This is a genomic window from Streptomyces sp. NPDC046122 (assembly GCF_056429965.1).
The window spans coordinates 443,705-455,552 of sequence record NZ_JBWKLQ010000001.1 but is presented as its reverse complement, the minus strand read 5'-3'; the positions used below and the strand labels follow the sequence as shown (position 1 = coordinate 455,552).

The 11,848-nt window shown below is 68.8% G+C and carries 12 protein-coding genes and 1 tRNA gene; 3 read left to right on the top strand and 10 right to left on the bottom strand.

Annotation, left to right across the window (positions count from 1 at the left end):
* Nucleotides 1–21: 21 nt before the first annotated feature.
* The 5 genes from AC07FK_RS01995 to AC07FK_RS01975 all read right to left on the bottom strand — a co-directional run bounded on the left by AC07FK_RS01995 (nt 22) and on the right by AC07FK_RS01975 (nt 4,529).
* Complete coding sequence (locus AC07FK_RS01995; RefSeq protein WP_479101661.1) at nt 22–693, bottom strand: HAD family hydrolase; 672 nt, start codon at nt 691–693, stop codon at nt 22–24.
* Between the two features lie 272 nt (nt 694–965).
* On the bottom strand, nt 966–1,907 hold the full coding sequence (locus AC07FK_RS01990) for a 3-oxoacyl-ACP synthase III family protein (protein WP_479101659.1): 942 nt from the start codon (nt 1,905–1,907) through the stop codon (nt 966–968).
* On the bottom strand, nt 1,904–2,482 hold the full coding sequence (locus AC07FK_RS01985) for a DUF2165 family protein (RefSeq protein WP_479101657.1): 579 nt from the start codon (nt 2,480–2,482) through the stop codon (nt 1,904–1,906). The genes AC07FK_RS01990 and AC07FK_RS01985 overlap by 4 nt, the downstream gene beginning before the upstream one ends.
* 110 nt (nt 2,483–2,592) lie before the next feature.
* Nucleotides 2,593–3,375: an AfsA-related hotdog domain-containing protein gene (locus tag AC07FK_RS01980; RefSeq protein WP_479101656.1), complete on the bottom strand. Its 783-nt coding sequence runs from the start codon at nt 3,373–3,375 to the stop codon at nt 2,593–2,595.
* Nucleotides 3,376–3,950: 575 nt separating this feature from the next.
* Nucleotides 3,951–4,529: a TetR/AcrR family transcriptional regulator gene (locus tag AC07FK_RS01975; protein WP_479101655.1), complete on the bottom strand. Its 579-nt coding sequence runs from the start codon at nt 4,527–4,529 to the stop codon at nt 3,951–3,953.
* Between the two features lie 89 nt (nt 4,530–4,618).
* Here AC07FK_RS01975 and AC07FK_RS01970 point away from each other — a divergent pair, with 89 nt between their 5' ends.
* Both AC07FK_RS01970 and AC07FK_RS01965 read left to right on the top strand, forming a co-directional pair.
* Complete coding sequence (locus tag AC07FK_RS01970; RefSeq protein WP_479101653.1) at nt 4,619–5,890, top strand: MFS transporter; 1,272 nt, start codon at nt 4,619–4,621, stop codon at nt 5,888–5,890.
* A 47-nt stretch (nt 5,891–5,937) separates the two neighbouring features.
* Nucleotides 5,938–6,711, top strand: coding sequence for a hypothetical protein (locus AC07FK_RS01965; protein ID WP_479101651.1), 774 nt, complete (start codon nt 5,938–5,940; stop codon nt 6,709–6,711).
* 115 nt (nt 6,712–6,826) lie between these two features.
* Here the strand turns inward: AC07FK_RS01965 and AC07FK_RS01960 are convergent, their stop codons facing one another.
* The 4 genes from AC07FK_RS01960 to AC07FK_RS01945 all read right to left on the bottom strand — a co-directional run bounded on the left by AC07FK_RS01960 (nt 6,827) and on the right by AC07FK_RS01945 (nt 9,678).
* Entirely contained in the window at nt 6,827–6,994 is a 168-nt protein-coding gene (locus AC07FK_RS01960; RefSeq protein WP_479101649.1) for a hypothetical protein, read from the bottom strand.
* A 1,061-nt stretch (nt 6,995–8,055) separates the two neighbouring features.
* Nucleotides 8,056–8,133, bottom strand: a tRNA-Arg gene (locus AC07FK_RS01955).
* Nucleotides 8,134–8,493: 360 nt separating this feature from the next.
* Nucleotides 8,494–8,682, bottom strand: coding sequence for a hypothetical protein (locus tag AC07FK_RS01950; RefSeq protein ID WP_079077019.1), 189 nt, complete (start codon nt 8,680–8,682; stop codon nt 8,494–8,496).
* A gap of 531 nt (nt 8,683–9,213) precedes the next feature.
* Nucleotides 9,214–9,678: a very short patch repair endonuclease gene (locus AC07FK_RS01945; RefSeq protein WP_479101647.1), complete on the bottom strand. Its 465-nt coding sequence runs from the start codon at nt 9,676–9,678 to the stop codon at nt 9,214–9,216.
* Between the two features lie 89 nt (nt 9,679–9,767).
* Here AC07FK_RS01945 and AC07FK_RS01940 point away from each other — a divergent pair, with 89 nt between their 5' ends.
* Entirely contained in the window at nt 9,768–11,027 is a 1,260-nt protein-coding gene (locus AC07FK_RS01940; RefSeq protein ID WP_479101645.1) for a DNA cytosine methyltransferase, read from the top strand.
* Here the strand turns inward: AC07FK_RS01940 and AC07FK_RS01935 are convergent.
* Nucleotides 11,020–11,823, bottom strand: coding sequence for an HNH endonuclease (locus AC07FK_RS01935; RefSeq protein WP_479101643.1), 804 nt, complete (start codon nt 11,821–11,823; stop codon nt 11,020–11,022). The genes AC07FK_RS01940 and AC07FK_RS01935 overlap by 8 nt on opposite strands.
* Between the last annotated feature and the right edge of the window lie 25 nt (nt 11,824–11,848).

Sequence of the window (11,848 nt, the reverse complement as noted above, 5' to 3'; positions counted from 1 at the left end):
CCGCCCGGCGCGGACGGGACCTCACACGCTGCGGAGCTCGGCCGTACGCCGCCTGTCGACGTAGGCGAGCATCGCGGGATCGCCGCCGACGGCCACCGGGTGCCCGACGCAGTCGAGCATCGGCAGGTCGGACACGTGGTCCCCGTACCCGTAGCAGTCCGCCGGGTCGATCCACGGGCGGGCCTCCAGCAGCTCGCGCACGCCGGCCGCCTTCGCCTCCCCGATCATGGGCTTCTCGACCTCACCCGTGTACCGGCCGTCCCGCACCACGGGCCGGGTGCACAGCAGGTGATGGGCGCCCACCTCCGCCATGACGGGGGCGAGTACGGCGTCGAACGAGCCGGAGACCAGAACGATCTCCGCGCCCTCGGCGCGGTGCGCGCGCAGGGCGTCACGGGTGCTCTCGATGTAGAGCCCCGCCGCGCTCCGCTCGGCGTACCAGCGGGCTCCCAGCTCGCGGATCTCCTCCACCGGGTCGCCGGTGAAGTGGGCGTAGTACTGGCGGTTGATCTCCTCGCGCGGCACGCCCTCGTCCGCCTGCTGCTGGAGCCCGGCCCGGATCCGGGCGTACTCGGTGGCGCCGTACGGGCCGTGCTCGGCCACCAACTGGAACCGAAGGAAGTCGAACATGCTCTTGCAGTCGATGAGGGTCTCGTCCACGTCGGCGAAGACCAGGTACGGGGGAGTGGGCATCGCCGCACTCTCCTTTCGCATGGAATAATTTACTGATGCAACGTTTGCTGGCGAGTGATCCGGGGGCCGGTCCGCAGCACGGCACGGGGATGCGGCTGCGATCCGGGGCCCCGGGATAAACCGGCGTCACCGCGTATTCCGAGAATGCGTTCCCTGCCCGCCCGTACCTCGTCGTGAAACTCGGGGAGAACGGCTTCATGCCTTTCTTCGAAAAGGCGGTGAGCATTCATTGTGTCGCTGCTTTCACTCGAAGCGGTCCGGTGGGGTGGAGTTCAGCGCCGCATCAGCGCCGCGCCGGTCGCCATGCCGCCGCCGAAGGCGAGCAGCAGTACCAACTCGCCTTCCGCGATCGCGTCCTGGCGCAGCGCGTGGTCCAGCGTGATCGGCACGGACGCCGACGCCGTGTTCCCGTACCGGTCGATGGTGCGGTGCACCGCGACGTCGCCGGCGAGCTCCAGCGACGGCACGAGGGCGTCGAGCATGACGCCGTTCGCCTGGTGCGCCACCAGGTGCCGCACCTGCCGCCCGTCGACCCCGTGGTCGGCGAGGAACCCCTTGACCGCCAGGGGCACTTCGGAGAGGACGAAGTCGCGCACTCCGCCGCCGTCCATCCGGAACGCGTCGCCGTGCTCCATGTGGATCAGCTGCCCCAGGTGTCCGTGGCTGCGCAGCTGCGTGGCGAGGATCGAGCCGTGCCCGCCGTCCCGCTCCGGGCCGATGACGACCGCGCCGGCTCCGTCGCCGAACAGGACCACGGTGCGGTGGTCCGTGCGGTCCAGGATGCGCGAGTAGATGTCGGCCCCGACGACGACCGCGTAGCCGCCCGCGTCACCGGTGGCGAGCATGCCGCGCGCGGTGGCCAGGGCGAAGAGGAACCCCGTGCACACGCCGTTGACGTCCAGCGCGGCCGCTCCGGTCGCACCGAGCGCCGCTTGCACGGCGGTCGCGGTGGGCGGCTGGGGCCGGTCGGGCGTCGAGGTCGCCAGCACGACGAGGCCGAGCTGCTCCGGCTCGATGCCCGCGCGCTCGATCGCCTGCCGCGCGGCGGCGACGGCCGCGTCCGCGGTGGTCGTCCCGTCGTCGGCCCACCGGCGCTCGACGACCCCGGTCTTGCGGGTGATCCACTCGCTCGGACCGCCGGTCAGCGCGACGGTCTCCGCGTTGCTCACCACCCGCTCGGGCACCCAGGCGCCCGTGCTGATCAGGGCGGTCATCGCGACTCCTCCTGCTCCAGGGCGCGCGAGGCGACGGGCGCCAGGTTGGTGAGCAGCGCGATCAGGGTGCCGATGATGAGCAGGGTGAAGTGCACCTGCTGCACGGGGCCGAGGTGCAGCCAGTAGCCGAAGTACAGGCCGCTGATGAGGAAACCGGCGAAGAGCAGCAGGAACGGCACCAGGGAGTGGTTGACCTGGCGTACGTACGTGAACAGGCCCAGGGACGGGGTGCGCAGCGCGCGTACGCCGGTGACGACGGCCCGCCACATCATGGCGACCGTGCCGAGCTGGTAGACGATGACGGCGATGAGCGCCGGGGCGGCGAGGCCGTTGGGCAGGGCGCGCCCCTCCAGGCCGTTGCCGCGGACCGGGTCGTCGATCAGCGCCTGCATGTTCATGGTGGCCTGGAGCAGCGCCTTGTTCGTGCCGAAGTCGGTGATGTTGTTGACGGCGATCAGGGTCAGCCAGGCGGTGACACCGGCCAGCAGCACCACGGTGAGCAGGAGCAGGCCGCTGCGGCTGTGCACCGGGGCGGTGCGCTGCTCTTGGGTCCGTCTGAGGGTGGTCGAACTCATGGTGATCTCCGTTGTCTCGCGGGTCGTGCCGTGCGGTCGCGCCGCGGTGGCGCCGTACGGTCGCGCGGTGACCGGTCGCGCGGTGACCGGTCGGTCGTACGGCCGTACCGTCAGGCCGTGCGGGCGGGGGCCGGCTCGGGAGCCGCGCCGTTCAGGACGTTCGCCACCGCGCCGGCCGCCAGGCGGTGCTCCTTGGGCCCGAGGCGGTCGGCGTCGTAGGCGGTGAACTTGATCCGCGCGTGCGCCGCGCGGTTGCCCGCCTGGTGCAGGTCCAGGTCCACGGTGAACTTCAGGCGCGCCGGGTCGGAGGTGTCGGACTCGACCACCGTGCAGGTGATGTCCGCGTCCAGCGGGAACAGGAAGCTGTCGAAGCTGATGTCCATGCCGTGCCATATGTAGTAGTGGCGCAGCTCCGGCCACTGGGCGGCGACGAACTTCTCGCAGAAGGCGATGAACATCTGGCGGAACGCCTCGATGGCGACCATGCCCTGGACGTGCTCACCGGTCTGGTGGTCGAGCAGCAGCTCGTTGTCGGAGTGCAGCCGCAGCGTCGCCCGGTACGTGTCCTCGCCCTGCTGCTGGAGGCCCGCGAGCAGGACGTTCGGCTCGCGGTTCTTGTGAGCCTCCGCGCGCGGGACGACGACGGGGTTGTTCGGCTGGGTGAGGATCTTGCGCGAGAGGCCGGCTCTTTCGAGTGCGGCACGGACGTACTCGCGGTCGAAGTCGTTGACGCCCTGCCCCTCCCAGAGCAGGAGCGGGGTGTCGAGGTCGTCGTACACACCGGACGTCACGGCGGAGACGAAGCCGCTGACGGTGCGCACCGCCTCGTGCTTGGCGAAGGAGCTGAAGCGGTCCCCGACGAGGCAGACGCTTTTCAGAAGGTGTTCGGACATGGGTCCTCCGAAGGATTCGGGTGCTTCTGGCCGTGCGGACGCCTTGCGGCACGGCACGGCCGGCGCATGGGGGTGTGAGAAGGCGGGGAACGGTGAAGAGGAGCCGCGCGGAAGGCGGGCGCGTCAATGGGCCCGTGCGTGCAGCGGCTTGTGCGTCTCGCCGAACCCGCGGCGAATCGGAAGCCTGAATTCCGATTGCTGGGCGGCGAGTTCGTGCCAGAGAGAGATGATGTGTACGATTTCAGGGGACACCGGCGGTCTGTGGCCAGAAGGCCCTGCGACGACCAGAACGGTCTACGACCTCGGCGGGCGGTGAATCAACGCGCCGTTACGTCGGTGTCGGCGACACTCAGTACACATGAAATACATATTTCCCCCCGGCGATATGTCTACGCGTTCCCCCGCCGCGAGGCCATTCCTTCAGCCCCGCGACAGGTTGAACACTGCCAAACATCTAGTTGGTTGACAACCTCCTCCAGGGTGACCCACGCCACACGCTTTGCGAATGCTAGGAAATTCGCCGACCGTTCACCGTTTCCGGGATGCGGACCGCGGCGTAAGCCGTCCTCCATCCGTCAGCCGCTCGCGGGCCGCACCGGCCCGGCCGCCACGCGCCCGGCGAGCTCCACCACGCTCGCCCGGACGGCCGCTCCCATGTCCTCGGGTTCCACCCGTGAGCCGACGATGAGGCGCGAGAGCTGCGGTACCGCGCTGGGCCACGCGGCCAGGCCGATGAGCGACAGCAGCATCGCCGCGGCCTCCGGTCCCGGCGCGACGCCGAGGCGCTCGGCCAGCGCGTCCACCTTCAGGGAGTAGCCCCGCTGCCGGTCCTCCTCGCCGGCGATCGACGGCTCCCGCTGGTGCAGGGCCTCCCACAGGAGGAGACGCAGGAGTTCCGGCCGCTCGCGGTGGAAGTCGTACACCGAGCCGACCCACTGGGCGACGTCGTCGCCCGGCTTGCCCACCGCTTCCGTGAGCTCGTCCATGGCGGCGCCGACCGTGGCCGCGAACAGCCCTTCCTTGCTGCCGAAGTGGCCGTAGACCCGCTCCTTGTTGACCCCGGCGAGTTCGGCGATGCGGTCGACCCGCGCCCCCGCCACCCCCAGGGCGGCGAACTCCTGGCGAGCCGCGCCCAGGAGCTTCTGTTTCGTCACTGCTGTGTCTCTAGCCATAGGGCCAGATTACCCAACCGAATGGTTGGGACGCGTTGACATCCAACTGGTTGGTTGGTTCTATGTCCGTCATGACCACCGACTCGACCGTCACGCCCGCGGCGACGCCGCTGCGTGAGACCAAGCCGGCCAGGGCAATGCCCTCGCCCCGATCCGAGGCCGCGCCCGGGGCGGCCCCCGAGGCCGCCTCCTTCAGCAGGACCGTGCCGGCCCTGTGCGCGGTGGGCGTCCTGATCGTCGGCCAGCTCTACACCGTGCTCCCGGTGCTCGGCCTGCTCGCCGACTCGTGGTCCACGACCGCGGCCGCCGCGGGCTGGACCACGACCGCCTTCGGCTTCGGGTACGCCGCCGGATTCCTCTTCTGGGGCCCGCTGTCCGACCGCTTCGGACGCCGCAAGCTGATCGTCCTCGGCCTGTTCCTCACCGCGCTCACCACGGCCGCCGTCGCCGCCGCGCCCAACCTGGCGGTGGGCTGCACCCTGCGCGTCGTCCAGGGCCTGAGCGCGGCCACCTTCGCGCCGCCCGCCTTCGCGTACATCGCCGAGCGCATCGAGCCCGCCCGGCGCGTGGCCGCCATGACGTGGCTGACCAGCTCGTTCCTCTCCGCGGGCGTACTGGGCCAGGTGTTCTCGCAGTCCGTGGCCGACGCCCTCGGCTGGCGTGCGGTCTTCCTGATCTGCGCGGCCGGCATGATCGGCGGCGCCCTGCTGCTGCGCGGCGTCCTGAGCCCGGACCGGACCTCGACCACCTCCTCCTCCCTCGACGCCTACCGGGCGATGGGCAGGCTGCTCACCAAGCCGTCCCTGGTCCTGCTCCTGCTGGCGACGGTCACGCTCCTGTGCGGCTTCGTCGCCGTCTACACGGGCCTCCAGGTGGCCGGCCCCGCCAATCTGGCGGGCGACCCGGACGCGATGCTCCTGCTGCGCGCCAGTTCGCTGCCGGCCATGGTGCTCGTACCGCTGGTGACGCCGTTCCTCGTACGCCTGCCGGCCGTGAGCCGGGTCGTCGGAGCCCTGCTCCTGGCCGCCGCGGTGAGCGCCGGATCGGCGCTGCTCTCGCGCGGGGGCGACCTCGACGCCGTACTGCTGGCCGCGCTGCTGTTCGTCTTCGTCTTCGGCATCGCGGTCACGGCGCCGGCGCTCGTGGAGGCCATCGGCTCGCAGGCGGGCCCGGCGCGCGGCGCGGCGGTGGCCCTCTACACGTTCGCGCTGTTCATCGGCGCCAGCGTCGGCCCGCAGCTGGCGACGGCGGCGGGGGACTACGCCACCGTCTTCGCGGTGATCGCCGGCGTGCTCGGGACGGGCGCGGTACTGGCCGCCCTCGGCCACCGCGTACGCCGCTGACCCGCCCCGCCCGTACCCGCACCCCAAGGAAGGGAACCGATCCAGCCATGCGATACGGCATCCTCACCGCGGCTCTGGCCCTCGGCGGAGCCTGCGTGCTCGGCACGGCGGTACTGGTCACCGCCGACGACGGCGACCCGGGCACGGCGTCCGCCGCGCCCACCGCGACGTACGACACCGCACCGAAGGAGAAGAACGTGAAGCCGGTAGCCAAGGGCAGCGACAGGGCCAGGGCCGCCACGAAGCAGTCCAAGGCCGCCCTGGCCGAGGCGGGCCTGGCGATCCCCGAGGGCTGGCACCCGGCACAGATCCGCGACGAACGCCACGAGGACCGCCCGGTGACCGTGGTCCGCTACGAACAGGACACCACCCGCGACCTGGGCGGCGAGCACATCACCACCGTCGTGGACGCCGAGGGCACCCTGTACGGCTACACCAGGATGACGGTGGCGGGAGCCAAGTCGCCCGTACCGGCCGACGACAAGGCGGAGGAGACGGCCTTCGAGTGGCTGCGCGACTTCGCCCCCGACCACGCGGACGGCCTGTCGGTCCAGTGGGTGGACCGGCACGACGAAGAGGTGCGCGACAAGGCGGGCGCCGTCCACACGGTCGCCGGCGCCAAGGTGAAGACCCACCACGACAACGGCCTCTACACGTGGGTGATCGTCGACGGGAACGGCGAAGTCGTCACCTACGAACGGGACGTCCGCTGGGACGGCTCGGCGAACCGCCGCGCAACCCAGATGTGGCTCCACGACAAATGGATCGCGGCCCGCGAGGGCAGTGGCCCCCAGCCCCCTTCCCCGTACGCCGAAGCCTGACGCCCCGCCGGCAGGGAACCACGCCAACGGCCCGGACCATCAACCGCGGACGGCCTGAGCGAGGGGTCTCGCCGGGGACGGCGTACGAGCCCTGGGCGTACGACTCCACGGCGCACTACTCCACGCTCTGACAAACCACCACCTCACGAAAGGCAGAACCGATGACCACCACGACGATGCGCGCCACCCAGCAGCATCCCGACGCCACCAGAAGACCCAGAACACCTGTGCCGACCTGCAACTGCGGTTGCGAGATAGCGATCTGGTCGATGCCCGAGGACACGGCGGACCAGTGGGAGTGCTCAACTCCCCAGTAACGGACGGGCGAGGCAGCGGACGAATCCGGCATCCACCAGGAGGCCCGAGCCACCGAGCAGGTTCACGGCCGCCGGGCAGGGGCTTCTAGTCACTGGGCAGAGGCCCCAAGCCGCGGTCCGCCGCCCGACTCCTGCCACTCCCGCCCGCATCGGCAACACCGCCGCGCCCCAATCCCCACCCACCCCCCACACCTGCCGCGCTAGCGGGGCACCCCCACGAGCAGCACGCGACACCCCGACAATTCCCGCGGAGCCTGCTCCCCCCACGCCTGGGTGGCCGTCGCCCACACCCGCGACGGCCACCCACCCAAGCTGGGCGCCGCCCCTCCCCCGGACGGCCCCAGACCCCGGCCCCGGCCAGCCTCAAACCCCCGCAAGGCTGAGCCGGGGCCGGTTCACGCCCGGACGCTCAGGCACCAACTGGCACGCGAAACCGGTCAGTCCAGCCACCCTCGGCAGGGCGGTTGGGTGGGGACCGCCAACACTCGGGCCGGTCACCACGAAGGCCCCTTCATGACCGACCTGCAGTCGACTGCCCGACTGGGCGGCGAATCCATGAGGGAGAGGTCAGCCACCAAGTGGGGGCCCAGAACGCTAAGACCGGGTTGTCCCACAGAACATTGCACCTCCACTCGGGGCGGTACCAGCCCCCGGCCCGTGACGTCGGCGTCGTCGGCTGCCGCTGGCGAGATGACGCCACCGCCATGACCGGCCGCCACGCCCCTGAACGCATGGCCCGTAACACCGGACTCGAACCGGCGAGGGGGCGCACACCGGTCGGCACACCTCTCATCGGCATCCGGGCGTTTGTTCAACGGGGCAACGACCTAGAAAACCCGAACGGCGACTTCTAGGGATGGCAATGCCCAGCGCTTCCACCACCTGTGCACCTTGCCCCGTCCCCAGCGCCGGACGAAGAGCACTCGGGGTGCAACGACAAAGAGCCGGACCCAGTGGGACTGGGTCCGGCTCTTGAAGTCTGGCACTTCCGCAGGTCAGCGGGTGTTTCACGCTGGTCCGGCTTCTGTGCCCCCGGCAGGATTCGAACCTGCGCACACGGCTCCGGAGGCCCCGTGTGTCTCACGCGTTTCCAGAGGTCAGGGGCCTAGGGGTGGCATCCGCCGCCCCGCCAGTCCACGAATAGACCGCAGCTAGCCGGGCACCATGCACGCGCTGCCGCTGCGCCCCAGCCGCTACCGGAACTGAATAAAGTTCAGTAGTTGCAGCTTCCGCGCCTTGCCGTCGTCCAGAGCAAGCCGCGCGACAGCCGGCCCGCGATTACGGCGCCTGAGCCCTCAGCTTGGGGAGCTGCGATCATTTGCGGCCGGTTCGGGCGCTGACCGGGGCGAATGGTCGGGGCGCGGCCTCGTCGGGCTCGGCTGCTTTCCCCGTGATTCCCCGCTGTTCCCGGCCCGTTCTGGTGCGCTTGTGGTGCGCGTGCTCATCATCCACGCTCCGGGGCCACCTACCGCTTCTGCGCCCGGTAGCGTTTCATCAGCGCAGTGATCCGTGCATGGTCCGCCTGGCCGTTGAGCTCGGCCACGAGATCGTCAGGACACAACTCGTAGAGATCGCCCCACCATCGACGTCCCCGGTTGTCCCAGATCCGGTAACCACCCGGCACGCCCCGGGCGACGTAGCGTCTCCTGCTCACGGTCCCCCATTTCCGGCACACCCTCGTGCCGTCCTTCAGCGATCCCCCCGGCGCGCGACCATACGCGGGCTGCGACCAACCGGCGAGCGAGTGTGCAGCTGCTGCCCCACACGCTTGCCAAGTGTGCTCGTGCCCCTTAGAGGGCCGTACGGAGCCGTTCACCTGCGTCTACGGGGGCTCGTCGTCCTGAAGCTCGGTCGGCTCTGGTACTCGTTTGGACGGGAAGGTACGCCTGCGAATGAGACCAGAACTAAGACCAGGGCCAGGACCGGCTCTGTACGGCCGAGGGAATCGGTCACAGCCAACCGACCTGCGCTGCCAACCGTCGCTTGCGACTGCGGCCGAGGCGTAGGAGGCTCTCTTCCGTGCTCAGGGAACCTATTCAGCTGACGATCGCAGAAGACGGCTCGGTCGTTCTCCCCCTCGGGGTGCTCGCCGAGGCAGGGCTATCGCCCGGGAGCTCTGTGCTGGCCTACAGCAATGGCGACGGCCGAGTCGTTCTGCGCAGGCAAGAGGACGCGGTACAGGACCTCATCGAGTTCGGGCGCCTCGACTAGCCGGGGCAACGGCGTCGACGAGCGCGATGATGCGCTCTACAGCTTCCACCGGAGCCTCGTGCTCCCATACGCGGACGACTGTCCATCCCGCGGCTGTAAGGGCCTCGTCGGCGGCCCTGTCCCTGGCGACGTTGCGCTCCAGCTTCGGCCCCCAGTAGCCACCGTTAACACCAGGCTGCCGGCCATGCTCGGGGCAGCAGTGCCAGAAACACCCATCCACGAAGACAGCTACTCGGGCGCGGGTGAAGACGATGTCTGGTCGCGGTCGCGCACCCTCCAGCTGCAAGCGGACGTCAACGCGGTACCGCTTCCCTGCGGCGTGAAGGAGAGAACGGATGATCCGCTCGGGCTTGGTGTCCCGCCGCTTGATCGCAGCCATGTTGCGCGAGCGGCCGGGAGTCGGCGGCGTCGACGCTGTGGGGTCATTGTTGGGGGCCATCGGTTACACCGTAGCCAACACTGTCAGACCCTCGGTGTTTGATGCGTCAGGATGGTAGACCTGTGCAATCACAACCTGGAGGTACGAGCGTGGCTGATCTGACGGCCGTGGAGATCTGCGCGGGCGCTGGCGGCCAGTCGCTCGGCCTGGAGCTGGCAGGGTTCGACCATGCGGTGGCTGTCGAGCTCGATGAGAACGCGGCAACCACTCTCAGGAAGAACCGCGAACACTGGGACGTGCGGCACGGTGACGTGGCTGACGAGGGGGTGTGGAACCCCAAGGAGTTCCCTGACGTCGACCTGCTCGCTGGTGGTGTCCCCTGCCCTCCATTCTCCATCGCTGGTAAGCAGCTCGGCGCCACCGACGAGCGAGACCTCTTCGCGTGGGCTGTTGAACTCGCCGGAAGGATGCAGCCTAGGGCTGTCCTCCTAGAGAACGTGCGTGGGCTCTCGATGCCGCGTTTCTCCGCGTACCGTCAGCACGTGAAGGACCGACTGAAGGATTTCGGGTACTGGTCCGACTGGAAGCTCCTCCATGCGAGTGACTACGGCGTGCCGCAATTGCGCCCGCGGTTCGTCCTAGTTGCAATGCGCAATGAAGATGCTCAGTGGTTTGAGTGGCCTGAAGAGGCGCCTTATAAGGGAACGGTCGGGACAGCGCTATTCGACTTGATGGCAGAAGATGGCTGGCCGGGCGCTGAGGCGTGGAGAGAAAAGGCGAACGACATTGCGCCCACCATTGTGGGAGGCTCCAAGAAACACGGCGGAGCAGATCTTGGCCCGACCCGCGCCAAGGCCGCTTGGCGTGCACTCGGCGTAGATGCGATGGGCGTTGCCGACGCCCCACCGAGCGCGTCGCACCGTGTTGACTTCCTGCCCAAGCTCACCACGGAAATGGTCGCGCGTATCCAGGGCTGGGGGCCAGAGCCGGAGTACGCCTGGGAATTCACAGGCCGTAAGACAACGAAGTATCGGCAGGTCGGCAACGCCTTCCCCCCGCCGGTGGCCAGGGCAGTCGGTACGTCGATCGCCAACGCGCTCAACCGCAAGGGTCAGCCAAAGGAACTTTCCGAGGTGGAGAACGAGGTCATGCATGACCGTCTCTATCTGGCTTTGAAGAATGCCCCAGTTCCGCTTACGGAAAGGGAGCTGGTGAAGCTGGCAGGAGAGAAGATCGATTCTCGGGCCTTCGAGCGTCGTATGGCCATGCTCGCAAGGGATTTCGTGATTGACGAAGACGAGCAGCTTGGCGGACGGGCGTACCGACTCGTGGGCTTCAAGGGTTTCATAGGGCAGGAAGGCCACGAGCGGCACGCGCGATTCGCTGAGATGCGTTCCCGAATCAGCTGACTTCGCCGAGGCGTTTGGCGAGGTGATTGATCAGCGCCGTCCGGTCACTGTGAGGTAGCTTGCGAGCTCGGTCGTAAGCCTGGTCGACTTTTGACCGGGGGCGCTCACCCTTCCTCATCCAGTTAAGAAGCTCGCCCGCTTCTTTGCTGGTCAGCCGCTTCAGCCCGGCAATAACTTCGTCGTACTGCTCGGGGTCGGGCATCTCGTCCCGAACTGTTTCGTTGCAGCGAGAACACTCAACGCGCCAGTTGTCGATGTCGTCTCGGGCGCCGCGCGATTTTAGCCGCTCCTGCGGCACGAGGTGGCCGATGGTGAGCCTGACTTTGGTCCCGGGCTCGCCGGGGTACTCCTCATCGACGCCTGCCCCGCAAATCCTGCAACGAGAGCCGTCACGCTCCATGACGAATCTCCTGACCCGAGCGCTTGGGGCGAACTTCTCGTACTTCGCCCGCTCGCTGTCAATCCATAGCTTCCCCCCCTTGGCCTCTAGGCGGTACTCGTCGTGGGCGAGAGTGGCATCGTTCCGCTGCGAGGGGATGATCCAGTCGCACTTGCGCAGCTCTCGCAGCCTGCGGTTCAAGTGCTCCGAACTTTCAGCTATGTCGGGCCCCAGGGCGGCGCGCAGCTCCCGCATCGTGAACGTGTCGCCTACGTCCTTCCTGAACCAGAGCCAGGCTGCCAATCGGCACTCCTGCCCGAACCGCTGCTTCTTAGTTCCCGGCCGGATCGAGAGCTCCCACCACGGGGTTCCGTCCGGCGCTTTCGACTCATCGCGTTCGCTGGGGTCCACAGACATGCACGGGAGTATGGCCGGCTCAGTG

What these genes read in the sequence shown, in the direction of transcription:
- AC07FK_RS01995 (WP_479101661.1), bottom strand. Translation starts at nt 693, where the DNA reads ATGCCCACTCCCCCGTACCTGGTCTTCGCCGACGTGGACGAGACCCTC.
- AC07FK_RS01990 (WP_479101659.1), bottom strand. Translation starts at nt 1,907, where the DNA reads ATGACCGCCCTGATCAGCACGGGCGCCTGGGTGCCCGAGCGGGTGGTG.
- AC07FK_RS01985 (WP_479101657.1), bottom strand. Translation starts at nt 2,482, where the DNA reads ATGAGTTCGACCACCCTCAGACGGACCCAAGAGCAGCGCACCGCCCCG.
- AC07FK_RS01980 (WP_479101656.1), bottom strand. Translation starts at nt 3,375, where the DNA reads ATGTCCGAACACCTTCTGAAAAGCGTCTGCCTCGTCGGGGACCGCTTC.
- AC07FK_RS01970 (WP_479101653.1), top strand. Translation starts at nt 4,619, where the DNA reads ATGACCACCGACTCGACCGTCACGCCCGCGGCGACGCCGCTGCGTGAG.
- AC07FK_RS01965 (WP_479101651.1), top strand. Translation starts at nt 5,938, where the DNA reads ATGCGATACGGCATCCTCACCGCGGCTCTGGCCCTCGGCGGAGCCTGC.
- AC07FK_RS01945 (WP_479101647.1), bottom strand. Translation starts at nt 9,678, where the DNA reads ATGGCCCCCAACAATGACCCCACAGCGTCGACGCCGCCGACTCCCGGC.
- AC07FK_RS01935 (WP_479101643.1), bottom strand. Translation starts at nt 11,823, where the DNA reads ATGTCTGTGGACCCCAGCGAACGCGATGAGTCGAAAGCGCCGGACGGA.